Origin of the sequence: Frigoribacterium sp. PhB118 (assembly GCF_003751725.1) — a bacterium.
Lineage (GTDB): Bacteria > Actinomycetota > Actinomycetes > Actinomycetales > Microbacteriaceae > Frigoribacterium.
Window position 1 is genome coordinate 52,984 of sequence record NZ_RKID01000005.1, and the last position, 26,140, is coordinate 79,123.

Below are 26,140 nucleotides of genomic sequence, written 5' to 3' on the forward strand. Positions count from 1 at the left end.
CCTCCTGCTCCGGCAGCGACCAGGGAGCCACGCCGGGACGGCGAAGGGCCCGCCCCGACCGAGGTCGGGGCGGGCCCTTCGTGGTGCGGTGACTACGCGTCGACGGACTCGTCGGTCGACTGCTCGGTCGCTCCGCTCGAGTCGGTGTCGGCTTCTTCCGCCACGACCGGGGCGAGCGAGAGCTTGCCGCGGTCGTCGATCTTCGTGATCTCGACGAGGATCTTCTGGCCGACGCCGAGGACGTCCTCGACGTTCTCGACGCGCTTGCCGCCGGCGAGCTTGCGGACCTCGCTGATGTGCAGCAGGCCGTCCTTGCCGGGGAGGAGCGAGACGAACGCACCGAAGGACGCGATCTTGACGACCGTGCCGAGGAACTGCTCGCCGATCTCGGGGTTGGTCGGGTTGGCGATCGCGTTGACCTGGGCGCGGGCGGCCTCGGCCGAGGGACCGTCGACGGCACCGATGTAGACGGTTCCGTCTTCTTCGATGCTGATGTCGGCGCCGGTCTCGTCCTGGATGGCGTTGATCGTCTTGCCCTTGGGGCCGATCAGCTCGCCGATCTTGTCCTGCGGGATCTGGACCGAGATCACGCGGGGCGCGGTCGGGGCCATCTCGTCGGGGGCGTCGATCGCCGAGTTGAGCACGCCGAGGATGGCGGTGCGCGCCTCCTTCGCCTGCTTGAGGGCGGCGTCGAGCACGGCGGTCGGCAGACCGTCGAGCTTGGTGTCGAGCTGGATCGCCGTGACGAACTCGCTCGTGCCGGCGACCTTGAAGTCCATGTCGCCCAGAGCGTCTTCGGCACCGAGGATGTCGGTCAGGGCCGCGTAGCGGGTCTGACCGTCGACGGTGTCGGAGACGAGTCCCATGGCGATGCCGGCGACCGGGGCCTTGAGGGGCACACCGGCGTTGAGCAGCGACAGGGTCGACGCGCAGACCGAACCCATCGACGTCGAACCGTTGGAGCCGAGGGCCTCGGACACCTGACGGATCGCGTAGGGGAACTCTTCGCGGCTGGGCAGCACCGGCACGAGGGCGCGCTCGGCGAGGAAGCCGTGCCCGATCTCGCGACGCTTCGGCGACCCGACGCGGCCGGTCTCACCGGTCGAGTAGGGCGGGAAGTTGTAGTGGTGCAGGTAGCGCTTCTTGGTGACCGGGCTCAGCGAGTCGATCTGCTGCTCCATCTTGAGCATGTTCAGCGTGGTGACGCCCATGATCTGGGTCTCGCCGCGCTGGAAGATGGCGGAGCCGTGGACGCGCGGGATGACCTGCACCTCGGCGTCGAGCGGACGGATGTCGGCGAGGCCGCGGCCGTCCATGCGGATCTGCTCGGTGAGGATGCGGTCGCGGACGACCTTCTTCGTGGCCGACTTGTAGGCGGCACCGACCTGGCCGAGGGCCGTGTCGGGCAGCTCGCCCGCGTCGACCTTGGCGGCGATCGCGTCTTTGACACGCGACTTGAGGGCGTCGTCGGCGTCCTGGCGCTCGATCTTGCCGGCGATCTTGTACACCTCGGCGAGCTCGGTGCCGGCGGCGGCCGTGACGGCCTCGAGCACCTCGTCGGTGTAGGGGAGGAACACCGGGTAGTCGGCGATCTCCTTCGCGGCCTGGGCGGCCATCGTCGCCTGGGCGTCGACGAGCTGCTTGAGGAAGGGCTTGGCGGCCTCGAGGCCCTGGGCCACGATCGCCTCGTCGGGCTTGGTGGCGCCGCCCTGGATGAGACCCCAGGCGTGCTCGGTGGCCTCGGCCTCGACCATCATGATCGCGACGTCCTCGTTGCCGGCGGCGTCGGTGACGACACGGCCCGCGACGGTCAGGTCGAAGACGGCGTCCGCGAGCTGGCTGGCCTTGGGGAAGGCGACCCACTGGTCACCGATCAGGGCGAGACGCACACCGGCGATGGGGCCGGAGAACGGCAGACCCGAGATCTGGGTGGAGGCGCTGGCCGCGTTGATCGCGAGGGCGTCGTAGAACTCGTCGGGAGCGATGCTCAGCACCGTGATGACGACCTGGACCTCGTTGCGCAGACCCTCGACGAACGAGGGACGCAGCGGCCGGTCGATGAGGCGGCAGACCAGGATGGCCTCGGTCGAGGGGCGACCCTCGCGGCGGAAGAACGAGCCGGGGATCTTGCCCGCGGCGTACGAACGCTCTTCGACGTCGATGGTGAGCGGGAAGAAGTCGAAGTTGTCCTTCGGCTTCTTGCTGGCGCTCGTGGCCGACAGAAGCATGGTGTCTTCGTCGAGGTAGGCAGCGACGGCTCCCTGAGCCTGCTGGGCGAGACGACCGGTCTCGAATCGGATGGTGCGCTTGCCGAACTTGCCGTTGTCGAGGACGGCTTCGCCGAACTTGATCTCTGGACCCTCCATGTGGGGGCTACTCCTCTTTGTTTTGCATCGAGGCCCCGTGTGGGCATCGATGTGTACCGGAGCGGGCGGCGTGGACGGCATGGCGACATGCACGTGCAACAACGCGACGGAGGCGGTGGCACGTCTGGCCAACAGTAGAAACGGTCGGACCCCGCACCCGACCCGGACGCTCGGCGTCGGTCGGGGCATTCCGCCTGTCACCACCGGTGACCAGCAGCCGTACCGGCCTGCTCCGAGCGCGATCCTAGCACTCGGACCCGTCCGGCCGGGGTCCGCGACGCGGGTGTCGCCCGGACGGGGAGGCGCGGTGCCGGGGGGACGGCGTTAGGGTCGTCTCCATGCGTGCTCACGACAGGTCCGGCCGGGATCGTCGCGCGAGCCGCCTCGCGGTGGCGACCGGCGCCTCCTTGGCTCTCGTGTTGACGACGCTCGTGGCGCCGTCCGCCGCGTCCGCCGCGGGGTACCCGACCTGGGCCCAGGTCGAGGCCGCGAAGGGGAACGCCGCGGCGACCCAGGCGCAGGTCGACCTGATCGACGCGTCGCTCGACAGCCTCGAGAAGGCCGCGTCCGACCGCAGCGACGAGGCGGTCCTCGCCGACCGGGCCGACGCGGCGGCGCAATCCGACCTCGCGGCGGCGTCGCAGCGAGCGGACGAGCTCTCGGCCGACGCCGAGCGTGCGCGGGCCACCGCCGATACGGCGGAGCGGGAGGCCGGCCAGCTCGCCGGCAGCCTGTTCCGCACCGGCGGCACGCAGACCCTGGGCACCGACCTCTTCACGTCGCCCGACCCCGGGGCCGCGCTGTACCAGTTGGGCTCGCTCACGCAGCTCGGCGACCGGTGGCAGACGGTGCTCGCCGACGCCACGACCGCGAGCAACACGGTGTCGTCCCTCAGCGAGCAGGCGACGACCGCGGCCGACCGGCGCGACTCGCTCGCGCGCGACGCCAAGGCCGCGGCCGACCAGGCCGCCGCGGCGCAGGCGACCGCGGACGCCGAGGTGGCCAGCGCCACCCAGAGGTCGACCGACCTCTACGCCCAGCTCGCCGCCCTGAAGGACTCGACGGCGGAGCTCGAACAGCAGTACCGGGCCGGGGTCGCCGCGCAGCAGGCGTACGCGGCGCAGGAGGCCGCGGCGAAGGCCCAGGCCGCCGCCGCCGCGAAGGCGCCGTCACGTGGCGGATCGTCCGGAGGTGGCGGATCGTCCGGAGGTGGCGGATCGTCCGGGGGTGGTGGATCGTCCGGGGGCGGGGCGACCGTCCCCGGCACGGGACGTCCCGGCGGAGCGACGCCTCCCCCGACCGGAGCGGTGAACGACCCGGCGGGCGCCAAGGCCTACGCGGCCACGAAGGTCGGGTCCGGGGCCGAGTACACCTGCCTCGTCCAGCTGTGGAACAAAGAATCGGGCTGGCGCACCACCGCGACCAACCCGTCGGGCGGCGCCTACGGCATCCCCCAGGCCCTGCCCGGCAACAAGATGGCCTCGAGTGGACTGGACTGGCAGACGAACTACCGCACCCAGGTGGACTGGGGCATCGGGTACATCCAGGGCCGCTACGGCACGATGTGCGCCGCGTGGGCGCACTCGGTCGCGAACAACTGGTACTGAGCGCCGCACCTGCCCTCGGGCACGGGCACCGCCCCTCCCCCGGAACGAGAGAACGGCCCCCTCGGCGTGCAGCCGGAGCTGGGTGCCGAGGGGGCCGTCGTCGAGACGTCCGGAGCGCGAGGACTAGCGGCGCAGGCCGAGACGACCGATGAGCGTGCGGTAGCGCTCGATGTCGACCTTGGACAGGTAGCCCAGGAGGCGACGGCGCTGGCCGACGAGCAGCAGCAGGCCACGACGCGAGTGGTGGTCGTGCTTGTGCTCTTTGAGGTGCTCGGTCAGGTCGAGGATGCGCTGCGTCATCACGGCGACCTGGACCTCGGGGGATCCGGTGTCGCCGGGGTGGGTCGCGTATTCTTCGATGATCCGGGTCTTGACGTCAGGTGCGAGTGCCATGGAGGGATCCCCTTTCAGTTCGTTGCGCGGTGCTCGTCACCGGATGTGCGAGCTCTCTTTCTCCGCGGCCGTTCAGACGGCAACCTGAGGAGCCTACCAGACGGGCGCCGCCGACCCCTGTCGCGATCGGCCCCGTCCCCGACCCCGACGCCGCCGGGGCAGGACGAGTCCGACGAACGCCGCGCCGATCGCGGCCCCGAGGGTGTTCATGACGAGGTCCTGCGGGTCGGAGAAGCGCGTGGCCGACAGGTACGTCGCCTGGACGGTCTCGATGCCCACCGTCGCGGCGAACCCGACCACGATGCCGACCCACCAGAAGCGCTTCGGCAGCATGAGCGCCGGGAACATGCCCATCGGGACGAACATCGCCACGTTCGCCGCGGCCTCGACCCGGGCGAAGGTGATCCACGAGGTCTCGTCGTGCCGGGCGAAGACGTCGAGCGCCCGCCAGAGCAACGCCCCGGTGTCCGCGTCGTAGACGCTCGGTCGCAGGGTCATCCAGGCGACCCCGGCGAGGTAGACGAGGGTGAGCAGGAGGAGGACGGCGCGACGCATCCGTCCATGGTGCGGCACCGGTCGGTGGGAGGACGCCCGGAACGGCCGAAGATCAGCCTGGAGGACGACCCGCCCCGGGGGCGACCGCGGCAGGGCCGAGGAGGCGCGGTGCGCGACCCCGCGCACCGCGCCTCCTAGGCTCGTCGGGTGGACGCACTCACCGACCTCTGGGCCCGGATCAGCCAGCTCGCCGCCCCGCTGCCCGGCTCGTGGCTGCTCGGCAGCGTCGCCGCCGGCCTGCTGCTCGTGCTGCTGCCGGGCACCTGGCACACGGTGCGGCACGCCGTCACCGTCGTGCACGAGGGCGGGCACGGCCTCGCCGCGGTGCTGACCGGTCGTCGGCTGACGGGCATCCGACTGCACTCGGACACCTCGGGCCTGACCGTGTCGAAGGGGCCGCGGACCGGGGCGGGCATGGTCATCACGTTGCTCGCCGGCTACACCGCACCCGCGATCGCCGCCCTGGGCGCCGCGTGGCTGCTGTCGGCCGGCTACGCGGCCGGGCTGCTCTGGGCCCTGCTGCTGCTGCTCGCGCTGATGCTCGTGCAGATCCGCAACTGGTTCGGGCTCTGGGTGGTGCTGCTCGGCGCCGCCCTCGTCGTCGCCGTGACGTTCTTCGCGTCGCCGACCTGGCAGGCGGTGTTCGGACTCGTCGTGACGTCGGTCCTCGGCTTCGGCGCGCTGCGGGCGTCGCTCGAACTGCAACGGAGCCGGCGGCGCTCACGCTCGACCGCGTCGGACGCCGACCAGCTCGCCGGGCTGACCCGGGTGCCGGGCGTCGTCTGGGTCGGGGTCTTCGTGCTCGTCGCCCTGGGCTGCCTGCTGGGCGGGGCGGGGTTGCTCTTCCCCGGTGCGCTCGAAGCCGCTCGGTCGTTCGCCTGAGGTCCGACGGCCACCGGCACCCGGCCGACGCGAGACGTCAGGCGGGGGCGGACGACAGGGCGTGCACGGGGACGTGGCCCTCGAGGCGGGCCCGGCCACCGAGGCCGTCGAGCTCGAGCAGCACGGCGACGCCGGCCACGACGTAGCCCGCTCGTTCGAGCAGGGTGACGGTCGCCTCGACCGTGCCGCCGGTCGCCAGCACGTCGTCGACGATCAGGACGCTCGACCCCGCCGGGATCTGGTTCGGACGCAGTTCGAGCGTGGCCTCGCCGTACTCCAGGGCGTAGCTCTCGCTGAGGACCTCGCCGGGCAGCTTGCCCGCCTTGCGCACCGTGAGGACGCCGACGCCCTGCTCGATCGCGATGGCCCCGGCGAGCGCGAAGCCGCGCGCCTCGATGCCGGCGACGGCGACGAACCCGCCGTCGAACGGCTCGGAGAGCGCCGTGGTCACGGTGGCGAACGCGTCGGCGTCGGAGAAGAGCGGGGTGACGTCGCGGAAGAGGATGCCGGGCTTCGGGAAGTCGGGGACGACGGCGATCTTGCTGTCGACGAACGAGGAGGCATCGGTGACGGTCATGCCCTCAACGGTAGTCGGGCGGACGACGCCCCCTGCCCCTCGAGCCCTGCTGCGTCCGTCCCCGCGACGCGCGACCGACCGGTACGTCACGATCGTGTGAACAGTCGGGCCCGATGTCGGAGGCGCGTGCGAGAGTGCACGCATGTCGCGGTTCATCGTCCCCCCGTACCTGCTCGCCCACCTCGCCGAAGCCGATTCGCCCCGCCTGCACCGGGCACCTCGGGCGGCGCGCAACGGCCTGCTCGCGATGGAGGCCGTCGACCGCAACGCGACTCCCCCGGTCGTCCGGGGGGCGCTCGGCGCAGAGTCCGTGCTCGAGCGCACGGTGTTCGACGCGCAGGGCACCGAAGAGCTGCCGGGCGTCCGCGTCCGCGGCGAGGGTGAACCCGCCACCGACGACGTCGCCGCCACCGAGGCGTACGACGCCCTCGGCGCGACCTACGCGCTGTTCCACGAGGTCTACGGGCGCTCGTCGATCGACGGCGCCGGGCTGCCGCTCGACGCGACCGTCCACTACGGCCAGGACTACGACAACGCCTTCTGGAACGGCGAGCGGATGGTGTTCGGCGACGGCGACGGCGAAGTCTTCGGGCGCTTCACGGCCTCGGTCAGCGTCATCGGGCACGAGCTCACCCACGGCGTCACGCAGTACACCGCGAACCTCACCTACCAGGGGCAGTCGGGTGCGCTCAACGAGTCGGTCAGCGACGTGTTCGGGGCGCTCGTCGAGCAGCACCTGTTCGGGCAGACCGCCGACGACGCGACCTGGCTCATCGGCGAAGGGCTCTTCACCGCCGAGGTGCAGGGGCGGGCGCTGCGGTCGATGAAGGCCCCGGGCACCGCGTACGACGACGACGTCCTCGGGAAAGACCCCCAACCCGCCCACCTTGACGACTACGTCGAGACCACCGACGACAACGGCGGGGTGCACCTCAACTCGGGCATCCCCAACCGGGCCTTCTTCCTCGTCGCCGAGGCGCTCGGTGGCGAGGCCTGGTTGCGAGCCGGGCAGATCTGGTTCGACACGCTCACCGGCGGCACGCTGTCGACCGAGGCGACCTTCGCGCAGTTCGCGGCGGCCACCGTCGAGGCGGCGACCACACGGTACGGAGCGGACTCCGACGAGACCCGCGCGACGTCGGCCGGGTGGGAGGGCGTCGGGGTCACCCCGGCCAGCTGACGCCGACCGGCACGAGACCCTGCTGCCCCGGACACGGCCGGGGTAGCATCGCGCCCATGAAGGTCACCGTGTCGCGCTCCGGTGGCTTCGCCGGTCTCACCCGCAGTTGGACGGTCGACGTCGACTCCGAGCCCGACACCGAGTCGTGGCTCGTCCTCATCGACCAGGTGCCCTGGTCGCAGGCCCCGGCCGCCGCGCAGGCCGTGCAGCCCGATCGCTTCGTCTGGGTCATCACGGCCGAGACCCGGCCCACCCGCAAGGCCAAACTGCCCGAGCAGCAGGTCACGGGGCCGTGGCGCGAGCTCGTGGACCGCGTCCGCAGCACCTCCGAGGCCGAGGCCGGTCCGACCCGATGAGCGACCGCACGCGCCGACCTCGTCGGCGTCTCTCGGGCGAGGTGCTCGCGGGGCTGCTCGCCCTCGTCGTCCTCGTGGCGGGCGGGGTCGGGGTGGCCGTGGTGCAGAGCGGCAACCCGCTGAACGTCCGAGGGGCCGTCACCGCGCCTCCGTGGGGTCGACCCGCCACCGACCGGCTCGAGACCCGGGCCGCCGCCGCCGGTCTCGAGAACGTCTGGGGCCAGGACCTCGCCATGCACGTGCACACGCACCTCTCGATCACCGTCGACGGGCAGGCGGTGACCGTCCCCGGCGACATCGGGCACGACTCGGACGCGAAGTTCGCCGCCGAGATCCACACGCACGACACGAGCGGCATCGTGCACGTCGAGTCCCCCACCCGCGAGACCTTCGTGCTGGGCCAACTGTTCAGCGAGTGGGACGTCGCCCTCGACGGACGCGGGGTCGGGTCGCTCGGGCACGACGACGGGCTCGAACTGCACACCTTCGTCGGCGGCAGCCCCTACACGTCCGACCCGGCCGGCATCCCGCTGCGGGACTTCGAACGCATCGACCTCGTGCTCGCGCCGATCGGCGACACCGTCACCGCGCCTCCGGCCTTCGCCTGGCCCGCCGACTACCGCTGAGGCGCCTCCCGCTGAGGCGCCCGACGCCCGACGCCTGACGCCCGACGCCCGGCGCCCACCGCCGAGCCTCCTCCGGCCCGGCCGCCTCCCGCCGAGCCGCGTCGGGCTCCGCAGCCCGTCGGCGAGGTCAGGGCCAGCGGACCGGCACCGGGAGGCGCGTGGAGGTCGGCTCGGACGGCCCACCCGGTGCCAGCAGCTCGAGCAGGCGGCCGGCCGCGACCCGCCCCAGGTGCTCGCCGTCGACGTCGATCGCCGGGACGCCGACCAGACCGAGGGCGTCGACGACCATGCGCTCCGAGCTGACCGTGACGGAGCGGTCGCGGTGCTCGTCGGCCCGGAGGACGAACATCAGGCCGAGCCCGATGGCCGTCGCGTAGGGCACGACGGCTGTCGCCCCGGAGGCGAGGACGTGGTCGCTCGCCCGGACGCCGGCTTCGAAGGTCGACGGGTAGGGACCCAGCACCGTGAGCTCGGCCCGGCCGGCCGCCGCGTCGACCACCGCGGCCGTGCGTTGGGTGTTCTGCCACGAGCCGTCGGGCCCGCCGAGGTAGACGACGCGCTCGTGCCCCTCGGCGACGAAGCGCGTCACCAGTGAGCCGAAGGCGGCCGCCGTGTCGGCGACGACCGACGACACCCCGGTCACCTCGCGGTCGACGAGCACGGTCGGCTTGTGGCCGGTCGCGGCCCGCACGACGTCGTCGGCCCCGCGCGGGGCGACGACGATGAACCCGTCGACCTGGTGCGACAGCCGCTCGAACGCCGACAGCTCGCCCGCCTCGGCCAGCGGGTGGACGGCGACCGTCAGCTGGAGGTCGGCCTCGCCCGCCGCGGCCTGGGCCCCGGCGATGATCGGCGTGAAGAACGCGTTGTCGAGGGTCGGCACGACGAGCGCGACCACGCCCGTGCGCCCCCTCGCCAGCTGGCGGGCCGCCCGGTTGGGCACGAAGCCGAGCTTCTCGGCGGCGGCGAGCACGCGTCCGGCCGTGTCGGGCGACACCAGCTCGGGGCGGCTGAGGACGCGAGAGGCGGTGGCCTTCGACACGCCCGCCAGCGTCGCCACGTCCGCCAGCGTCGCGAGCCGCCCTGCCCCAGTCATGCCCACCACCCTAGGGCCTCCGTGAAACCGGTCCTGCGCGGCGGTCCGACGCTTGTAACAAGGTGTTTACACAGCGGGGCCGACGCAGGCGACCAGCGCCCTTAGGGTCGATGTAACCGGTTTCACCCGAGGTGGGGTCGGCATCCCCCCAGAGGCCACACCGATCGGAGGACAACCCGTGACGTCCCGCAAACCCGCGCTGCTCCTGCTGCTGCCGGGCCTCGCGTTCCTGCTGATCGGTTTCGCGGTGCCGTCGCTCGCGATGCTCTTCGCCCCACCCGGCGTGACCGCCGGCGAGATCGTCGGCCGCCTCGGCCAGATGCTCACCGACCCGTTCGACCTGCGCATCATCGGTCGGACCGTGGGGCTCGGCCTGGTCGTCACGGTCATCTGCGTGGCCCTCGGCTTCCCCATCGCCTACCTGCTGGCCCGTTCGACCTCGCGCTGGTCGGGCGTCCTGCTCGCCCTGGCGATCTTCCCGCTGCTGCTCAGCAACGTCGTCCGCACCTTCGGGTGGCTCGTGGTGCTCGGCAAGAACGGCGCCATCGGTCAACTGCTCACGACGCTCGGCCTGGTCGACGAGGCCCCGCAGCTGCTCTACACCGAGCTGGCGATCGTGCTGGGCCTGACCCAGTTGTTCCTGCCGCTCGCGATCATCTCGTGCTACTCGGCCGTGGCCCAGGTCGACCCGGGCCTCGACGACGCCGCCCGCGGACTCGGCGCGAGCCGCACGCGAACCTTCTGGAGCATCGTCGTGCCCCTCTCTCTGCCCGGCGTCGTCGTCGCGGCCACCCTCGTCTTCGCGGGCTCGGTCACCGCCTACACGACCCCGTACCTGCTCGGCGGCTCGGGCCAACGCATGCTCGCCACCCAGCTCTTCTCGTACTCGAGCGTGACGATCGACTGGGCCGGGGCCTCGGCCACCGCCCTGATCATGACCGTGTTGGTCTTCGTCGTCTCCGGCTTGTCGTCGCTCGTCGCCCGGAAGGGAGCCACCTCGTGACCACCCGCCGCCCGGTCGCCGGCACGCTCGCCGTCGCCGGCTACGTCGTGATGATCGTCCCGATCCTCTTCGTCGTCGCCACCGCGTTCACGAGTGAACGCACCCTGCGCTTCCCGCCCCAGGGGTTCTCGCTGCGCTGGTTCGAGGCCGCCTTCGGCTACGACCCGTTCACCCAGGCCCTGGTCTCGAGCCTCCAGCTGGCCCTGATCGCCACCGTGCTCGCCCTGCTCGTCGGCATCCCCGCGACCCTGGCGATCCATCGCGGCAGGCTGCCGGGCAAGGGCCTCGTCGAGGCGCTGTTCCTGTCGCCCCTGATCGTCCCCGAGCTCGTGGTGGGGCTCGCGCTCTACCAGCAGCTCGTCATCGGGTTCCGGCTCGACGCCTTCCCCGTGCTGTTGATCGGGCACACCGTGTTGATGCTGCCCTACGCGGTCCGCGTGACCGGCGCCTCCCTGGCACTGGCCGACCCCGCCCTCGAGGAGGCCGCCCGCGGTCTCGGCGCGTCTCCCCTGCGGGCCTTCGTCACGGTGACCCTGCCCCTGCTGCGGCCCGGCATCTTCTCGGCGGCGCTGCTCAGCTTCGTCACCTCGTTCAACAACGTGCCCCTGTCGCTGCTGCTGCAGAGCCGCGACTTCCGCACCCTGCCCGTCACGATGCTCGACTACGTGCAGCAGAGCTACGACCCCATGGTCGCGGCGATGGCCACGCTGATCCTCGCGGGCACCGTCGTCATCGCCGTCATCGCCGAACGCACCGTCGGCTTCGCCAAGATCTTCGGAGGCATCAACAGATGAGCACCGCAGCAGAATTCGTCGCCGTCAGCCAGGTCTTCGGCGACTTCACCGCCGTCGACTCGATCGACCTGTCGATCGCCGAGGGCAAGCTCACGACGCTGCTCGGCCCGAGCGGATGTGGCAAGACGACGAGCCTGCGCATGCTCGCCGGCTACGCCGCCCCGACGTCGGGGACGATCCGCATCGCCGGCGTCGACAGCACGCGCACCCCACCCGAGAAGCGCGACCTGGGCATGGTGTTCCAGTCCTACGCGCTGTTCCCGCACCTGAGCGTCGCCGACAACGTCGGCTACGGACTGAAGCTGCGCGGCGTCGACACCGCCGAGCGCCGCCGTCGCGTGATGGAGACCCTCGACCTGGTCGGCCTGGCCCACCTCGCCGGCAGCAAGCCGAAGAAGCTCTCGGGCGGCCAGCAACAGCGCGTCGCGCTGGCCCGCGCCATCGCCATCCGGCCGAAGCTGTTGCTGCTCGACGAACCCCTGTCGAACCTCGACGCGCGCCTTCGCGTCCAGATGCGCGCCGAGATCCGCCGCATCCAGGGCGAGACGGGCCTCACCGTCGTGTTGGTCACGCACGACCAGGACGAAGCGCTCGAGATGAGCGACGACATGGTCCTCATGCGGGCCGGCCGGATCATGCAGCAGGGCTCGCCCCAGCACGTGTTCCCGAACCCGGCGAACCGCTTCGTCGCCGACTTCCTCGGCTACGAGAACTTCGTCACGGCGCCCGACGGCACGCTGCTCGCGATCCGCCCCGAGCACCTCGGGGTCGTCCCCGGGACCCCCGCAGGAGGCGCGGTGCCCGACGGCCTGCAGCTCGCCGGGGTCGTCACCGACGTCGCGTACCGCGGGGTCGACCTGCTCGTCACCGTGCAGGCCGTCGACGCCGCCGGTGCGGAGGTGCGCCTGCTGTCGGACGTCCGCAGCACGGGCTCCGAGACGGTCGCGATCGGCGACCGGGTGACCGTCTCGGCGCCGGCGTCGCGACTCGTGGCCCTCGCCGACTGACCCGCCCGGTGCGCGGAGCCGCGCGCGCCTCCTCGGTTCTTCCCTCCACCGTCCCACCCACCCGCGTTCCACACCGACCGGTCTCACCGAGACCGCCCCGAAAGGACACGACCATGACCTCCACCCTCCGCACCCGCCTGGCGATCGTCGCCGGCGTCGCCGCGACGACCCTCGTGCTCGCCGGCTGCTCCGCCGACGGCGGCGGCGAGCCCGACGCCGACACGATCACCGTGAGCACGTTCCCGTTCGGCGTCGAGGAGTTCCAGGAAGCCGTCATCGACCCGTTCACCGAGAAGACCGGCATCGAGGTGGTCGTCGACACCGGATCGAACTCCGACCGCCTGTCCCAGCTGCAGGTCGCGGGCGGGCAGCCCGACGTGGACGTCATGCTGATCTCGGACTACTACGCGGCACTCGGCCAGGAGGACGACCTCTTCCAGCAGGTGGACGCCTCGGCCGTGCCGTCGCTCGACGAGATCGCCGACTTCGCGAAGGAGGACTCGTACCTCGGCCCGGCCTACAGCTACCAGCTCAACGGGACGATGTACTCGACCGACGAGCTGACCGCCGACGAGGCCGCGCAGTGGAGCCTGTACGGCGAAGAGGAGCTCTCGGGCAAGGTCGCCCTGCCGGACATCTCGGTGACGGCCGGCCAGCTGATGGTCTCGGGCGTCGCGGAGGAGTACGGCGACGGACCCTACGACATCGACGCGGCCCTCGACCGGCTCGGCGAGTGGGCCCCCGGCGTGCTGCAGTTCTACAGCTCCTCCACCGAGGTGACCAACCTGCTGACGCAGGGCGAGATCGTCGCCGCGGACTCCCTGAGCGGCTTCGCGACCGACCTCGTCGAGTCCGGCGAACCGATCGCCTGGACGGCCCCCGCGACCGGCCGCTACATGGCCACCAACCGCGCGATGATCCCGACCGGCGCCGAGAACGTCGACGGTGCGAACCAGTTCATCGACTACCTGCTCTCGGTCGAGGCGCAGACATCGTCCGCCGAGATCGTCGGCGACCTGCCGGTCGCCCCGGGCGCCACCGTGCCCGACACGATCGAGGCCGTCGTGGGCGACATCGCCGCCGACCCGGTCGCGGCGGGCTACTCGACCCTCGACCCGACCGAACTCGTCCCCACCCGCTCGGACTGGGTCGACCGCTTCGCCCGCGAGGTGACCTCGCGGTGACGGACACCACCCTGCCCCCGGCCTACCTGGACCGCATGCCCAAGGTCGACCTGCACTGCCACCTGATCGGGACGGTCCGCGCGAGCACCTTCGCCGAGTTGGCCCGCCGCGAGGGTCTCGACCTGCCCGACGAGCCCGAGCGGATCTTCGCCGACATCAACTCGCTCCCGCCCGACCCGGCTCTCTACCGCGACACGCGCATCCCCGTGCCGCAGGGGCGCAGCGTCGACGAGCCCGAGGTGTCGTACTCGCTGTTCCAGGCCTCGAACTGGGTCGTCGAGGTGCTCCGCGACGCGGACGACCTCACCCGGATCGTCTACGAGGCCTTCGAGGACGCGCACCACGCGAGTGCGACGCGGCATCTCGAGCTGTTCTTCGACGCCGTCCCGCCGCACCTCGCGTCGCTCGGCTACACCGGCTCGGTGGAGGCCTACGCCGAGGGCATCCGGCTCGCCGAGCGCGACTTCGGCATGACCGGGCGCATGATCCAGGGCATCGACCGCAGCAGGAGCGGCGAGCACGCCCTCGAGCTCGTCCGTCAGGTGGTGGACCACCCGCACGAGTACGTGGCCGGGATCGGTCTCGACAACCTCGAGACGAGCGGGCCACCCGAGCGGTTCGTGGATGCCTACCGACTCGCGGGCGAGGCCGGGCTGGGCCGGACGGCGCACTCGTCCGAGCACTCCCCCACGGCGGTCAACACGATCACGTGCCTCGACCAGCTCGGCTGCGACCGCATCGACCACGGGTACTACGTGCTCGAGGACGACGAGGTCGTCGCGCGCGTGCGCGACGAGCAGGTGGCGTTCACCGTCGTGTCGACGACCTCGCGACGGTCGTGGCGTCCCTGGCGCCGCGCCTCCATCGAGGCCATGCTCGAGGCGGGCCTGAACGTCGTGCCGGCCTCCGACGACCCGGGCATGTTCCCGACGACCCTCGCCGCCGAGTACCGCATCGTGCACGAAAAGATCGGGGCCACCGCCGACCAGGTGCGCTCGATGGCCTCCGCTGGCGTCGACGCCAGCTGGCTGCCCGCCGTCGAGAAAGACGCCCTGAGGGCACGCGTCGACCGGGAGTTGGCGGCCCTCGACGACGAGTTCGGGGTGGCCGGGGCCTGACCGGGTCAGGGGCCGAGCCGGCGCGGGGACCGAGCCGGCACAGGCCGAGTCGGCACAGGCCGAGCCGGCCGGCCCCGGCGCCCCGACCCGGCCTGCGAGACGACCCGGCCTACGAGACGACCGTGAGGCGTTGCGTGGGCCGGGTCATCGCCACGTAGAGACTGGCGTTGCCGCGTCGGCTCGCCAGTCGGACGCGCTCGGGGTCGACCACGACGACCGAGTCGAACTCGAGACCCTTCGACGTCGCCGGGCTCAGCACCGAGATCGGCTTGGTCAACGACGCCGTGCCGGCGGCCACGAGACCGTCGAACTCGGCCGACAGGGCCTCGACGAGCGTCGAGACGGCCTGCTCGGGGGCGATCACCGCGAGCGTGCCCTCGGAGTCGATCGCCCGGTCGGCCCGGACGGCGTCGACGGTGGCACGGACGAAGTCGTCCTTCGAGGAGGCGCCGGTCACCTCGCGCACCGGCCATTCGCTCGAGCGCACCGATCGGCTCGGGGTGATCTGCAGACCGCTCGCCGTCGCGACGCCCTCGGCGTAGGTGACGATCTGCGCCGGCGTGCGGTAGTTGACGGTCAGTTCTTCGAGCCGCCACGGAGCCGACGTGCCCTGGGCGCCTCCGCCGCGACGACGGCCGAGCAGGGCCTGGAGGGCGCGGTCCCACGAGGTCGCCGACGCCGGGCTCGACGCCTGGGCGATGTCGCCGACGACGGTGAACGACCGCAGCGGGCAGCGCCGGGAGAGCAGTCGCCACTGCATGGGCGAGAGTTCTTGCGCCTCGTCGACCACCACGTGGCCGAACGCCCAGGCACGGTCGCCCGCGGCCCGCTCGGCCGTGGTCATCGACGCCGCCCGCTCGGCGAAGCCGCCGGCGATCTGTTCGGCGCTGACCATGCCCTCGACGCCCATGTTCTCGATCGCCCGCTCGGCGTTCTCGATGTCGCGCTTGCGCTGGGCCTTGCGGGCCAGGCGCTCGGGGTCGACACCGGTCTGGAACTCGCCGAGCAACTCGGCGGCCTCGTCGAGCAGCGGCACGTCGGACACCGTGAAGCCCGCTCCGCGTTCACGCCGCAACAGGGCGCGCTGCTCGGGCGTCCAGCGCGGGGTGATCGACGCGAGCCAGTTCGGCCGGGCGAAGAGGTCCTCGACGAGCTTCTCGGCACTGAGCGGCAGCCAGGCCGTGTTGAGCAGCACGCGCACGTCGTACGACTGCCGGATGTCTTCCCGGAGGACGGCCTCGTCGGACTCGTCGACGGTCGTGCCGTGCTCGCGCATCTGGTCGACCAGCTGGCGCGTCAGGGCCGAGAGGGCCGCCTTGTTGAAGGTGACCCGGGCCACGTTGTGGGGTTTGCCGCGCTCATGGGCCTTGCGCATGGCCTCGCCGACGAGCTCCGGTCGCACCACGAGACGTTCGCCGTTGATGTCGATGGTCGTCGGCTCGGCCGGGCGGACCTGCCGCGACCGGACGGCGCGACGCATGAGCTCGGCCATCTCGGCCGACCCCTTGAGGGCGGCGACGTCGGGCGCGTCGTCGGTCTGGGCCTCGACGCCCGGGTACAGGCCGCCGAGGCTCGACAGGACGACGCCGCTCTCGCCGAGCGACGGGAGCACCTGTTCGATGTAGCGCAGGAACGACCGCGACGGCCCGACGACGAGGACGCCCGAACCCTTGAGCCGGTCGCGGTGCGAGTAGAGCAGGTACGCGGCCCGGTGCAGCGCGACGGCCGTCTTGCCCGTGCCGGGGCCTCCCTGGACGACGAGCACGCCGTCGAGCTGAGAGCGGATGATCCGGTCCTGCTCGCCCTGGATGGTGGCGACGATGTCGGTCATGCGGCCGGTGCGCTGGGCGGTCAGGGCGGCCATGAGCGCCCCCTCGCCCTGCAGCTGCACGTCGTCGCGATCGAGCAGGTCGGGGTCGAAGACCTCGTCCTCGAGGCGGGTCACCGTGCGGCCGTCGAGGGTCAGGTGACGACGGGCCCGGGCGCCCATGGGCGTCGCGGCCGTCGCCTGGTAGAACGCGCTGGCCCCGGGGACGCGCCAGTCGAGCAGGATCGGGTGGTGGGCCTCGTCGCGCAGGCCGATGCGGCCGATGTAGCGGTAGCGCCCGCCCTCGCCCGGTTCGGCCGGGCGGTCGACGTCGCCGGTCTGGCCGAGCAGGTCGGGCGTCTCGAGCTCGAGGCGACCGAACGCGAGCCGTTCGTCGACCGAGCCGAGCTGGACGATGGTGTCTTCGTACAGGCGCGCGTAGGCGTCGCGCTCGCTGCGGCTCTGGTGGTTGCCGCCGACGGTCTCGCGGCGGGTCCGTTCGAGACGGACGCGGGCGTCGGCCTTCAGCTCGTCGAGGCGCTCGTAGAGGGTGCCCACATAGGCGCGTTCGCGGTCGATCTCGGATGACAACAGGTGTTCGTACCCTTCGGGAAAAGTCGGCACGCCAGTCTAGCTTCCGACCACCGACGGCGAGGCCCGGGAATCCGTCCCGAGACGCAGGAGGCGCACTCGTCCTCGGGGGGACGAGCGCGCCTCCTTGGGGTGGCCGCGGTGGAGCCGGGCCTAGAACTCCTCGTGGGTCAGCGGGTCGCCGTCCCACAGCCGGCCCCGCTCGAGGCCGCTGATCGACTCGACCTCGTCGGGCGTGAGCTCGAAGTCGAAGACGTCGAGGTTCTCGCGCTGACGACCGGCGTCGGCCGACTTCGGGACGGGGACCGCACCGAGCTGGACGTGCCAGCGCAGGACGACCTGCGTGGGCGTCTTGCCGTGGGCCCGCGCGATGTCGGTGACCCGCACCTCCGTGAGGAGTTCGCTCTGCTTCGCGAGCGGGCTCCAGCTCTCGGTGACGATGCCCATGCTCTCGTGCACGGCACGCAACTCGGCCTGGGGGAAGTACGGGTGCAGCTCGATCTGGTTGACCGCGGGCACCACGCCCGTCTCGTCGGCGACTCGCTGCAGGTGCTCGGCCGTGAAGTTCGAGACGCCGACCGAGCCGACGAGGCCGTCTTCCTGCAACCGGACGAAGGCCTTGAACGCCTCGACGTACTTGTCGATGCGCGGGAGGGGCCAGTGGATCAGGTAGAGGTCGACGAAGTCCAGGCCGAGGTTCGCCCGGCTCTCGTCGAAGCTCGCCAGGGCCTCGTCGAACCCGTGGTGTCGGCCGGGCAGCTTCGTCGTGACGACCAGGTCGTCACGGGCCACGTCGGTCTCGCGGATGGCCGCCCCGACGGCCGCCTCGTTGCCGTAGTTCAGCGCCGTGTCGAGCAGACGGTAGCCCGACGAGATCGCCTGGACGACCTGCGCCGTGCCCTCGTCGCCGTTCAGCCCGTAGGTGCCGAGGCCGAGCTGCGGCAGGGTGCGCCCGTCGTTGAGGCCGACCGAGGGGGCGACCGTCATCAGCTGACGCCGAGCAGGTCGATGACGAAGATGAGCGTCTTGCCCGAGAGCGGGTGCCCGCCGCCGGCGGGGCCGTAGGCCAGGTGGGGCGGCACGACGAGCTCGCGGCGTCCGCCGACCTTCATGCCGGGGATGCCCTCCTGCCACCCGCGGACCAGGGCCTGCAGCGGGAAGTTGATGGCCTCGCCACGGCTCCAGGACGAGTCGAACTCCTCGCCGGAGTCGTGCTCGACGCCGAGGTAGTGGACGTTGACGGTCGAGCCGGACTGCGCCTCGGCTCCGTCGCCGACGGTGATGTCGGTGATCGTCAGCTCGGTGGGGGCGGGGCCGGTCGGGGCGTCGATCTCGGGCTTGGTCTGGGGATCGTGAGTCATGCCGACCATCCAACCACCGACGGGCCGAGGGGGCGGGTCGGCCACTCGCGTCCTCCCTGCGAGGCTCGAGGAGCCGACCCGACATCCGCACCGAGATGACGTCATCGATGCGAACACATGGACGCTACTCCGACGGTGACGGGACGCCAAATCGATCGGGCTCCGCCGCGGCTGGGGGCGGGGGCCCGGGCGGGCCGGGGCAGGGGCCCGGGGCAGGGGCCCGGGCGGCGCCGGGAGCCGCACCGGCTGCCGCCGCCGCCGCCGGCCTGCGGAAACCTGCACGATCGGCAAGAATGGCAGCTTGTCCGCCACCCCGCCTCCGCCTCCGCCGCCCGACCCCGCCGCGCCCGCCCGTCGCCCGCTGTTCGTCGACGTCACCCCGCTGCGGACGAGTCCGGCCTTCGCCCGCCTCTTCGCGGGCAGCGCGATCAGTGGCATCGGGACGCAGCTCACGCTCGTCGCCGTCGGGCTCGAGATCTTCGAGATCACCCGGTCGACCTTCGCCGTCGCGCTCGTCGGCGTCGTCTCGCTCGTCCCGATGATCCTGGCCGGCCTCTACGGTGGCATGCTCGCCGACGCCTTCGACCGTCGGAAGGTCGCGCTCGTCGCCGCCGTCTTCGCCTGGCTCTCGACCGCGGCCATCGCGCTGCACGCGTACCTCGGGCTGCACGAGGTGTGGCTGCTCTACCTGTTGACCACGGTCAACGCCGTGGCGGGCACGATGATCGCGACCTCGCGCGCCTCGATCGTGCCGCGCCTCCTGCCCCGCGAGCTGCTGCCCGCCGCCTCCGCACTGAGCGGCATCAGCATGGGTCTGATGCTCACCGTCGGACCCGCCCTGGCCGGCGTGCTCGTGGCGGGCGTGGGGTTCTCGCTGACGTACACGGTCGACGTCGTGTTGTTCTCGACGGCGTTCCTCGGGATCGTCACGCTGCCCCCGATCCGTCCCGAGGGCGAGACCCAGCGTCCGGGGCTCGAATCGCTGCGCTTCGGCCTGGCGTTCCTGAAGCGGTCGCCGAACATCCGGACGACCTTCGTCATGGACGTCGTCGCGATGACGTTCGGCATGCCCCGCGTCCTCTACCCGGTGGTCGGCACGCTCGTGATCGGAGGAGGCGCGGTGACGGTCGGCGTCCTCTCCGCCTCGTTCGCCGTGGGCGCCCTGCTGAGCAGCGTGTTCTCGGGACGCCTGGGCCACGTGCGCCGACAGGGTGTCGCCGTGCGGTGGGCGATCACCGCCTACGGTCTCTGCATCGCCGCGTTCGGCGTCGTGCTGCTCGTGACGCCGGCCCACGGCGGCGGCGTCACGGCCGGACTCGACCAGGCGAACCTGGCCGCCCTCGGCGGGGCCGCCCTCGCGCTGGCCGGAGCCGGTGCGAGCGACAACGTGAGCTCGATCTTCCGCTCGACCATCCTCCAGTCGGCCGCGCCGGACGCGATGCGGGGCCGCCTGCAGGGGATCTTCATCGTGGTGGTCACGGGCGGGCCGCGAGTCGGCGACCTGTTCGTCGGACTCGTCGCGGGCATCGCCGTCTTCTGGCCGCCGCTGCTCGGCGGTCTGTTGGTCGTCGCCCTCGTCGCCCTCGTGGCTCGGCTGACGCCCGCATTCGGACGTTACGACGCGGAGGCGCCGACGCCCTGACCCGCGGCGGTGGCCACGGTCGCCGCTGCCGCCGTCACCGCCGTCGCCGTCGCCGTCGTGGCGCGCCTCACCACCCGGGGCCCGACTGCGGCGGCACGGGCGGCCCGGCCACCTGCGACGGCCACCCCGGGTGCTGCGGGTACCCGACGAAGGCCGTCGGTGGAGCCTGCAGGGCGACGCGACTCGCGGTCAGCGCCTGCAGCAGCTCGGCCTCGTCGCGTTGGACGGCCTCGTCGAGCGCGCGGCGGCCCTTCACCAGCCGCTGGCGGGTGAAGGCGAGGCGCGTCGCATTCGAGATGAAGACCTTCATGGCGGGTCGGATGCCCCGTGACGCGGCCCACGACCGCGCGCGGCGGCGACCGGCGCTCGACGAGAGCATGCCGACCTCGTCGGCGCTGAACCAGCCGACCGCGGCGTACTCCGCGAGCCGGTCGTGGGTGACCCTCCGCTCGTTGCGTCGCAGGAACACCACGAGCAACACCATGGCCACGAAGATCGGCACCTGCACGAGCAGGTAGTAGATGAAGAAGCCGTCGCCGACCACGAAGAGGGCACCGTTCCAGAGCGCGTGCAGTCCCGCCGCGGGGACGAGGCCGACGAAGAACCAGCCGATCGCGCCGTACGGGCCCGTCCGCCGTGCCGCGAGACCGAGGGCGAAGCCCGTGCAGGCCGTGTACATCACGTGGGCGAACGGCGACATCAGGGCCCGCACGAAGAAGACGTAGGCGAGGCCCTGGCTTCCCGTGGCCAGGTCCTCCCCGACCTGCAGAGCGAAGTACTGGATGTTCTCGACGAAGGCGAAGCCCGCCGCGACCGTCGCCGCGTAGACGATGCCGTCGACCGGGCCGTCGAAGTGGCGTCGGAAGATCCACAGGACCAGCAGCACGCCGAGCCCCTTGGCCCCCTCTTCGACGAGGGGCGCCTGGACCACCGCCCCGAGCACGTCCTCGAGCCCGCTCGAGCGGACCCCGAGCACCGACCGCGCCGTCGTGAGGGCGATGTCGACGATCAGTGCGGTGCCGACCGCGACCGCCGCACCCCAGAGGAAGGCGAAGAGCAGCGCCACGCGCGGCTCGGGCTCCCAGCGGTCGACCAACCAGATGCCGACCAGGACGATGGCCAACGGGACGAAGGCGAGCAGGCTCCCGGCCAGCAGGACGGCGGGCTGGACGAAGATCAGGAAGTACAGGCCGACGGCCAGGGCGAAGGTGCCGATCACGGTGAACCCGACGGCGAGCGCCACGGCACTGGCCACCCGGCGGCGAGGCGTCGGCTGGACGAAGACCGGCTGCACGGGGTACCAGACCGGCTCGGGGTTGACCGCGGGAGCATGCGCCGACCACCCGGGAGCGGCCCCCGGGGTGACGGAGGAGGGGTCGGCGTACGGCGTCAGCGGGCGGCCGTACGCGTCGTGTCCGACGCCGCGGGGATCGGACCAGGTCATCCCCCGACCCTACGGGCTGACGCCGGGGTCGGCGCAGCCTGCGGGCGCAGCCTGACGCCGGGGTCGGCGCAGCCTGCGGGCGGGCCGCGACGAGCCGGACGGCCCGGTAATCTCGCAGGATGGCCTCGACGCGTTCCCTGCCCGAGGACCCGTCGCTGGTCCGGTACGTGGTGATGCGGGTCTGGCACGATTTCCTGCGCCATCGCACCATCGACGCGGCCGGGTCGCTCACCTTCTTCTCGATGCTCGCCCTGGTGCCCGGCGCGCTCGCCCTCGTCTCGGGGGTCGCGCTGTTCGTCGACGACGGTGACGCCGTGGACGAGATCCTCTCGGTGGCCCGGTACGTCCTCACCCCCGACGCGATCGACACCCTGCGCTGGCCGCTCGAACAGATGCTCAGCCTGTCGAACCCCGGCGTCGCGTTCGGCATCGGCCTCTGGCTCACGCTGTGGTCGCTGTCGGCCTACACGACGGCGTTCGGCCGGGCCATGAACACGGCCTACGAGGTCGAGGAGGGGCGCCGCATCTGGAAGTTCCGCGGCCACATGATGATCGTCACGCTCGTCCTGATGGTGTCGTTCGCCGTCATCGCCGTCATCCTGCTGGTGACGCCCACGTTGAGCGACGCGGTGGCCGCACGGTTCGGCATCGGCCGCCCCTGGACCGACCTCTACGACGTCGTCAAGTGGCCGGTGCTCGTCGCCCTGGCCGTGCTGTCGGTCGCGATGCTCTACTTCTTCACGCCCAACGTGCGGCCACCGCGCCTGCGCTGGGTGTCGTACGGCGCCATGGTCGCCCTCGGCGGCTGGGCGCTCGCCACGGTCGGCTTCGCGGTCTACGTCGCGACGGTGTCGAACTACGACCGCTTCTACGGTTGGGTGGGCGGCGTCGTGGTCGTGTTGCTCTACGCGTACATCAGCAACTTCGTGCTCGTCATCGGCGGTGAGCTCGACAGCGAGATCCTGCGGATGCGCCAGCTCCGTCGCGGGGTGCAGGCCGAAGAGGTCATCCCCCTGCCGCTCCGCGACACGGCGCGCAACCACATCCTGGCTCGCAACCTCGCCTGGGACGTCCGGGTGGGCCGGGCGATCCGCGAGCGTGCCCTGCGCGAGAACGGCGGCGTGCTCGAACCCGACGAACTCCGGCGCGTCCACCTCCGGGGTGATCGAGACCGGCCGGCCGACGAACGGCCGCAGGCCGCTCAGCGCGCCGACCAAGTCGACCCGACCACCCACGCCCCCTCGACGTCGTAGAGGCCGCGCCTCGAGGAGGCGCGGTGCCGGTCGACCGGCACCGCGCCTCCCCGACGTGGTCGCGTCAGCCGGCGGTCTCGTCGCCCGGGTTGCGGGCGCCCGTCGTGTTGGCCGCCCGGGCCACCGCCGCGGCGGGGTCCTCGACGTCGATGACGGTGATGGCGCTCGTGATCGGCGCAAGCCCCGAGAGTCGGGCGGGCGAGAGCACCTTGCGCACCTGCTCGTCGGTCATGAGGCCGGCCGCGACGACGAGGGGCGCGATCGCCGCGTTGGTCGTCAGCGCCGTGTGGGCGATGGCCGCCGCCGCCGTGTAGCCGATGTAGGGCGTGAGCGCCGTGACGCTGCCGACGTTCGTCTCGACCTGCTGGGTCAGGCGGGCGCGGTTCGCCTCGATCCCGTCGACGCAGTTGATCCGCAGGGTCTGGCAGGCGTAGGTCATCCACTGCAGGCTCTGCATGACCGAGTGGGTGATCACGGGCTCGAACGCGTTGAGCTGGAGCTGGCCGGCCTCGGCGGCCATCGTGACCGTCACGTCGGCCCCGGCCACCGAGAACGCGACCTGGTTGACCACCTCGGGGATCACCGGGTTCACCTTGCCCGGCATGATCGAGGACCCCGCCTGGCGCGGCGGCAACGTGATCTCGCTGATGCCGGCCTGCGGACCGGACGAGAGCAGCCGCAGGTCGTTGCAGATCTTCGACAGCTTGATCGCGCTGCGCTTGAGGGCGCCGCTCAGCGTCATGAAGACGCCGGTGTCGCTCGTCGCCTCGATGAGGTCGGGGGCCGTGACGAGGTCCATGCCCGAGAGCGTGCTGAGGTGTCGCCGGACGGCGTCGGCGTAGAGCGGGTCCGCCGTGATGCCCGTGCCGATGGCCGTGGCGCCGAGGTTGATCTCACCGAGCAGCGGCACGACGTCGCGCAGACGCTGGACGTCCTCGGCCAGGGTGTGCGCGAAGCCCGTGAACTCCTGCCCGAGGGTCATGGGCACGGCGTCCTGCAACTGGGTGCGGCCGACCTTGAGCACGTCGTGGAACTCGGCGCCCTTGGCGGCGAACGAGTCGGCGAGCAGGTCGAGCTCGACCAGGAGGCGCCGCAGGGTGAGCACCATCGCGATCTTGATCGAGGTGGGGTAGGTGTCGTTGGTGCTCTGGCTGCGGTTGACGTCGTCGATCGGGTGCAGGTGGCGGTACTCGCCCTTGGCGTGGCCGAGCAGCTCGAGGGCGCGGTTGGCGATGACCTCGTTGCTGTTCATGTTGGTCGACGTGCCGGCGCCGCCCTGGATGACCCCGACGGCGAACTGGTCGTGCAGCGCGCCCCCGCGGATCTCTTCGCAGGCGCGTTCGATGGCCTCGGCCTTGACCGGGTCGAGCACGCCGATCTCGACGTTGGCGCGGGCCGCCGCCTGCTTCACGAGGGCGAGGGCCGTGACGAGGTCGGGATAGACCGAGATCGGCCGCTGCGAGATCGGGAAGTTCTCGAGCGCCCGGGCGGTGTGGATGCCCCAGTAGACGTCGGCGGGCACCTCGCGGCTGCCCAACGAATCGGTCTCGGTGCGGGTCGGTGCTGCTGTCTCGGTCGTCACGTGTGGTGAGCCTCCGTCGTCAGTCGGGGCCCGGTCGTCGTCGACCGGACGCTTCCGTCGAGCCTACCGGCGGGACCGCCGACGGGCCGTTCCCGCGGAGGCGCGGGGCGGCCGTCCGAGAGGGGTCCCGCCCTGGGGACGAGACGAGCCGGGGTGGCCGAGGGTCAGCGGTGGAAACCCGGGACGATGAGGTAGATGCCGTACAGCACGCCGAGGGCGCAGACGACGAAGCAGGCGTACCCCGCGGCGGTGCGGACGGGCGTGCGGCCCTCGACGGTCAGGAGGCGCAGGCCCAGCGAGTAGAGCGAGACGAGGGCGGCCGCGGAGAAGAGCGCCACGAGCGCGACCACGAGGAAGGCGGACCAGTCGATCATCAGCGCACCTCGTCGTCGGTCGGGACCGGACCCCGGGGGGCGGGGACGGGCTCGGGTGGGTCGTCCATGCGGACGAACGGGGCCTCGACCCCGGACGCGGGAGTGTCGACGCGGCCCTTGCGGACGGCGCGTCGGGCACGGCGGCGCGAGAGCACCGAGGTGGCGGCGACGTCGACCTCGATGGCCGAGCCCTGGTCGTGCGGCCGGCGGCGGGAGATGACGAAGATCCCCGCGATGACGACGGCACCGACGGCGGCGTCGATCACGAGCCCCGCGACGCCGAGCGTGGCGATCAGGGCCGCGACGGCGCCGACCGCCGCCGAGGCGGGCAACGTGATGAACCAGGCGACGACGATCTTGCCGGCGGTGCCCCATTGGATCTTCGAGCCGCGGCGTCCGAGGCCGGCACCGATGATCGAGCCGCTCGCGACCTGCGTCGTCGACAGCGCGAAGCCCAGGTGGCTGGAGGCCAGCACGGTCGCGGTCGTCGACGCCTCGGCGGAGAAGCCCTGGGTGGGCTTGACCTCGGTCAGACCGCCGCCCATGGTCTGGATGATGCGCCAGCCGCCGGTGTAGGTGCCCAGGGCGATGGCGAACGCGCAGACGACGACCACCCAGAACGGCGGGCCGGAGTCGGGCGTGAGCAACCCGCCCGCGATCAGCGTGAGCGTGATGACGCCCATGGTCTTCTGCGCGTCGTTCGTGCCGTGCGCGAGGGCGACCAGCGACGACGTGAAGATCTGGCCGTAGCGGAACCCGCCGCGCTCGCTCTTGTCGTCGCGGCGTCGGGTGATCGTGTAGGCGAGCCGCGTGGCGGTGTACCCCACGACGCCGGCGATCAACGGCGCGAGCAGGGCGGGCAGGACGACCTTCGACAGCACGACGCCGAAGTCCACCGACCCCATGCCGGCACCGACGATCGCCGCACCGATCAACCCGCCGAACAAGGCGTGCGAGGAACTCGAAGGCAACCCTCGCAGCCACGTGAACATGTTCCAGACGACGGCGCCGATGAGGCCCGCGAAGATCATCTCGGGGGTGATCTGCACCCCGCCGTCCCCCTCGCGGATGATGCCGCCGGAGACGGTCTTCGCGACCTCGGTGCTGAGGAAGGCGCCGACGAGGTTGAGGATCGCGGCCACCGTGACGGCGACCTTGGGCTTCATCGCGCCGGTCGCGATCGGGGTCGCCATGGCGTTGGCCGTGTCGTGGAACCCGTTCGTGAAGTCGAAGAAGAGAGCCAGCGCGATGACCAGGACGACGATGAGTGTGATGTCCACCGGCCTGAGTGTCACAGGTGGGTGGACGCGGGTCAACTCGGTGGTGACCTGCGGGGTACATC

Annotated in this window: 24 protein-coding genes; 12 read left to right on the forward strand and 12 right to left on the reverse strand. The window is 71.9% G+C overall.

What is annotated here, in order from left to right:
• Positions 1-92 precede the first annotated feature (92 nt).
• On the reverse strand, positions 93-2,366 hold the full coding sequence (locus EDF21_RS14105; protein WP_056048130.1) for a polyribonucleotide nucleotidyltransferase: 2,274 nt from the start codon (positions 2,364-2,366) through the stop codon (positions 93-95).
• 338 nt (positions 2,367-2,704) lie between these two features.
• On the opposite strand from EDF21_RS14105, the gene EDF21_RS16540 reads away from it, so the two are divergent.
• Positions 2,705-3,973, forward strand: coding sequence for a hypothetical protein (locus tag EDF21_RS16540; protein ID WP_148053713.1), 1,269 nt, complete (start codon positions 2,705-2,707; stop codon positions 3,971-3,973).
• A gap of 123 nt (positions 3,974-4,096) precedes the next feature.
• Here EDF21_RS16540 and rpsO read toward each other — a convergent pair whose 3' ends face one another.
• Together rpsO and EDF21_RS14130 are read right to left on the reverse strand one after the other, a co-directional pair.
• A complete protein-coding gene (rpsO, locus tag EDF21_RS14125; RefSeq protein WP_043596660.1) occupies positions 4,097-4,366 on the reverse strand; it encodes a 30S ribosomal protein S15 in 270 nt (89 codons plus the stop codon).
• 93 nt (positions 4,367-4,459) lie between these two features.
• Positions 4,460-4,921 (reverse strand): VanZ family protein, encoded by a 462-nt coding sequence (locus EDF21_RS14130; protein WP_123571796.1) that lies wholly within the window; start codon positions 4,919-4,921, stop codon positions 4,460-4,462.
• A 147-nt stretch (positions 4,922-5,068) separates the two neighbouring features.
• Between EDF21_RS14130 and EDF21_RS14135 the strand changes: the two genes are divergently transcribed.
• Entirely contained in the window at positions 5,069-5,803 is a 735-nt protein-coding gene (locus EDF21_RS14135) for a M50 family metallopeptidase (RefSeq protein ID WP_123571797.1), read from the forward strand.
• A 37-nt stretch (positions 5,804-5,840) separates the two neighbouring features.
• On the opposite strand, the gene EDF21_RS14140 is transcribed toward EDF21_RS14135, so the two are convergent.
• Positions 5,841-6,380: an adenine phosphoribosyltransferase gene (locus tag EDF21_RS14140; protein WP_054147222.1), complete on the reverse strand. Its 540-nt coding sequence runs from the start codon at positions 6,378-6,380 to the stop codon at positions 5,841-5,843.
• A 142-nt stretch (positions 6,381-6,522) separates the two neighbouring features.
• On the opposite strand from EDF21_RS14140, the gene EDF21_RS14145 reads away from it, so the two are divergent.
• The 3 genes from EDF21_RS14145 to EDF21_RS14155 are packed head-to-tail and all read left to right on the forward strand — an operon-like array spanning position 6,523 to position 8,542.
• Positions 6,523-7,560 (forward strand): M4 family metallopeptidase, encoded by a 1,038-nt coding sequence (locus EDF21_RS14145; protein WP_123571798.1) that lies wholly within the window; start codon positions 6,523-6,525, stop codon positions 7,558-7,560.
• A gap of 56 nt (positions 7,561-7,616) precedes the next feature.
• A complete protein-coding gene (locus EDF21_RS14150; RefSeq protein ID WP_056048144.1) occupies positions 7,617-7,916 on the forward strand; it encodes a protealysin inhibitor emfourin in 300 nt (99 codons plus the stop codon).
• Positions 7,913-8,542, forward strand: a complete 630-nt coding sequence (locus EDF21_RS14155) for a hypothetical protein (protein WP_123571799.1) — start codon at positions 7,913-7,915, stop codon at positions 8,540-8,542. The genes EDF21_RS14150 and EDF21_RS14155 overlap by 4 nt, the downstream gene beginning before the upstream one ends.
• 127 nt (positions 8,543-8,669) lie before the next feature.
• On the opposite strand, the gene EDF21_RS14160 is transcribed toward EDF21_RS14155, so the two are convergent.
• The gene (locus tag EDF21_RS14160; protein WP_123571800.1) at positions 8,670-9,638 is read right to left on the reverse strand and encodes a LacI family DNA-binding transcriptional regulator; all 969 of its coding nucleotides are present in this window, start codon (positions 9,636-9,638) and stop codon (positions 8,670-8,672) included.
• A gap of 178 nt (positions 9,639-9,816) precedes the next feature.
• Between EDF21_RS14160 and EDF21_RS14165 the strand changes: the two genes are divergently transcribed.
• The 5 genes from EDF21_RS14165 to EDF21_RS14185 all read left to right on the forward strand — a co-directional run bounded on the left by EDF21_RS14165 (position 9,817) and on the right by EDF21_RS14185 (position 14,744).
• Complete coding sequence (locus EDF21_RS14165; protein WP_071257252.1) at positions 9,817-10,641, forward strand: ABC transporter permease; 825 nt, start codon at positions 9,817-9,819, stop codon at positions 10,639-10,641.
• On the forward strand, positions 10,638-11,435 hold the full coding sequence (locus tag EDF21_RS14170) for an ABC transporter permease (RefSeq protein ID WP_233568518.1): 798 nt from the start codon (positions 10,638-10,640) through the stop codon (positions 11,433-11,435). Before EDF21_RS14165 ends, EDF21_RS14170 begins: the two co-directional genes overlap by 4 nt.
• Positions 11,432-12,442, forward strand: coding sequence for an ABC transporter ATP-binding protein (locus EDF21_RS14175; RefSeq protein WP_056048149.1), 1,011 nt, complete (start codon positions 11,432-11,434; stop codon positions 12,440-12,442). The genes EDF21_RS14170 and EDF21_RS14175 overlap by 4 nt, the downstream gene beginning before the upstream one ends.
• Before the next feature lie 113 nt (positions 12,443-12,555).
• Complete coding sequence (locus tag EDF21_RS14180) at positions 12,556-13,626, forward strand: extracellular solute-binding protein (RefSeq protein ID WP_056048152.1); 1,071 nt, start codon at positions 12,556-12,558, stop codon at positions 13,624-13,626.
• On the forward strand, positions 13,623-14,744 hold the full coding sequence (locus EDF21_RS14185; RefSeq protein ID WP_233568519.1) for a hypothetical protein: 1,122 nt from the start codon (positions 13,623-13,625) through the stop codon (positions 14,742-14,744). Before EDF21_RS14180 ends, EDF21_RS14185 begins: the two co-directional genes overlap by 4 nt.
• Positions 14,745-14,853: 109 nt before the next feature.
• Here the strand turns inward: EDF21_RS14185 and EDF21_RS14190 are convergent, their stop codons facing one another.
• The 3 genes from EDF21_RS14190 to EDF21_RS14200 form a co-directional block, all read right to left on the reverse strand.
• On the reverse strand, positions 14,854-17,145 hold the full coding sequence (locus tag EDF21_RS14190; protein ID WP_123571891.1) for a UvrD-helicase domain-containing protein: 2,292 nt from the start codon (positions 17,143-17,145) through the stop codon (positions 14,854-14,856).
• Between the two features lie 150 nt (positions 17,146-17,295).
• On the reverse strand, positions 17,296-18,129 hold the full coding sequence (locus EDF21_RS14195; RefSeq protein WP_123571801.1) for an aldo/keto reductase: 834 nt from the start codon (positions 18,127-18,129) through the stop codon (positions 17,296-17,298).
• Positions 18,129-18,503 (reverse strand): FKBP-type peptidyl-prolyl cis-trans isomerase, encoded by a 375-nt coding sequence (locus tag EDF21_RS14200; RefSeq protein ID WP_043596717.1) that lies wholly within the window; start codon positions 18,501-18,503, stop codon positions 18,129-18,131. Before EDF21_RS14200 ends, EDF21_RS14195 begins: the two co-directional genes overlap by 1 nt.
• 301 nt (positions 18,504-18,804) lie before the next feature.
• On the opposite strand from EDF21_RS14200, the gene EDF21_RS14205 reads away from it, so the two are divergent.
• Positions 18,805-20,145, forward strand: a complete 1,341-nt coding sequence (locus EDF21_RS14205) for an MFS transporter (RefSeq protein ID WP_233568520.1) — start codon at positions 18,805-18,807, stop codon at positions 20,143-20,145.
• A gap of 67 nt (positions 20,146-20,212) precedes the next feature.
• Here EDF21_RS14205 and EDF21_RS14210 read toward each other — a convergent pair whose 3' ends face one another.
• Entirely contained in the window at positions 20,213-21,589 is a 1,377-nt protein-coding gene (locus EDF21_RS14210) for a PrsW family intramembrane metalloprotease (protein ID WP_123571802.1), read from the reverse strand.
• A gap of 119 nt (positions 21,590-21,708) precedes the next feature.
• Here EDF21_RS14210 and EDF21_RS14215 point away from each other — a divergent pair, with 119 nt between their 5' ends.
• A complete protein-coding gene (locus EDF21_RS14215) occupies positions 21,709-22,842 on the forward strand; it encodes a YihY/virulence factor BrkB family protein (RefSeq protein WP_123571803.1) in 1,134 nt (377 codons plus the stop codon).
• A 64-nt stretch (positions 22,843-22,906) separates the two neighbouring features.
• Here the strand turns inward: EDF21_RS14215 and EDF21_RS14220 are convergent, their stop codons facing one another.
• From EDF21_RS14220 to EDF21_RS14230, 3 genes are all read right to left on the reverse strand, one after another.
• Positions 22,907-24,424 carry an aspartate ammonia-lyase gene (locus EDF21_RS14220; RefSeq protein WP_056048158.1) on the reverse strand — a complete coding sequence of 506 codons (1,518 nt, stop codon included), beginning with the start codon at positions 24,422-24,424 and terminating at the stop codon, positions 22,907-22,909.
• 164 nt (positions 24,425-24,588) lie between these two features.
• Positions 24,589-24,798 carry a hypothetical protein gene (locus tag EDF21_RS14225; RefSeq protein WP_056048161.1) on the reverse strand — a complete coding sequence of 70 codons (210 nt, stop codon included), beginning with the start codon at positions 24,796-24,798 and terminating at the stop codon, positions 24,589-24,591.
• Positions 24,798-26,078 (reverse strand): inorganic phosphate transporter, encoded by a 1,281-nt coding sequence (locus tag EDF21_RS14230; protein ID WP_123571804.1) that lies wholly within the window; start codon positions 26,076-26,078, stop codon positions 24,798-24,800. The genes EDF21_RS14225 and EDF21_RS14230 overlap by 1 nt, the downstream gene beginning before the upstream one ends.
• Between the last annotated feature and the right edge of the window lie 62 nt (positions 26,079-26,140).

Bases quoted from the DNA above. Each gene is read 5' to 3' on its own strand.
- EDF21_RS14105 (WP_056048130.1), bottom strand. From the start codon at position 2,366: ATGGAGGGTCCAGAGATCAAGTTCGGCGAAGCCGTCCTCGACAACGGC.
- EDF21_RS16540 (WP_148053713.1), top strand. From the start codon at position 2,705: ATGCGTGCTCACGACAGGTCCGGCCGGGATCGTCGCGCGAGCCGCCTC.
- rpsO (WP_043596660.1), bottom strand. From the start codon at position 4,366: ATGGCACTCGCACCTGACGTCAAGACCCGGATCATCGAAGAATACGCG.
- EDF21_RS14130 (WP_123571796.1), bottom strand. From the start codon at position 4,921: ATGCGTCGCGCCGTCCTCCTCCTGCTCACCCTCGTCTACCTCGCCGGG.
- EDF21_RS14140 (WP_054147222.1), bottom strand. From the start codon at position 6,380: ATGACCGTCACCGATGCCTCCTCGTTCGTCGACAGCAAGATCGCCGTC.
- EDF21_RS14145 (WP_123571798.1), top strand. From the start codon at position 6,523: ATGTCGCGGTTCATCGTCCCCCCGTACCTGCTCGCCCACCTCGCCGAA.
- EDF21_RS14150 (WP_056048144.1), top strand. From the start codon at position 7,617: ATGAAGGTCACCGTGTCGCGCTCCGGTGGCTTCGCCGGTCTCACCCGC.
- EDF21_RS14155 (WP_123571799.1), top strand. From the start codon at position 7,913: ATGAGCGACCGCACGCGCCGACCTCGTCGGCGTCTCTCGGGCGAGGTG.
- EDF21_RS14160 (WP_123571800.1), bottom strand. From the start codon at position 9,638: ATGACTGGGGCAGGGCGGCTCGCGACGCTGGCGGACGTGGCGACGCTG.
- EDF21_RS14175 (WP_056048149.1), top strand. From the start codon at position 11,432: ATGAGCACCGCAGCAGAATTCGTCGCCGTCAGCCAGGTCTTCGGCGAC.
- EDF21_RS14180 (WP_056048152.1), top strand. From the start codon at position 12,556: ATGACCTCCACCCTCCGCACCCGCCTGGCGATCGTCGCCGGCGTCGCC.
- EDF21_RS14195 (WP_123571801.1), bottom strand. From the start codon at position 18,129: ATGACGGTCGCCCCCTCGGTCGGCCTCAACGACGGGCGCACCCTGCCG.
- EDF21_RS14200 (WP_043596717.1), bottom strand. From the start codon at position 18,503: ATGACTCACGATCCCCAGACCAAGCCCGAGATCGACGCCCCGACCGGC.
- EDF21_RS14210 (WP_123571802.1), bottom strand. From the start codon at position 21,589: ATGACCTGGTCCGATCCCCGCGGCGTCGGACACGACGCGTACGGCCGC.
- EDF21_RS14215 (WP_123571803.1), top strand. From the start codon at position 21,709: ATGGCCTCGACGCGTTCCCTGCCCGAGGACCCGTCGCTGGTCCGGTAC.
- EDF21_RS14225 (WP_056048161.1), bottom strand. From the start codon at position 24,798: ATGATCGACTGGTCCGCCTTCCTCGTGGTCGCGCTCGTGGCGCTCTTC.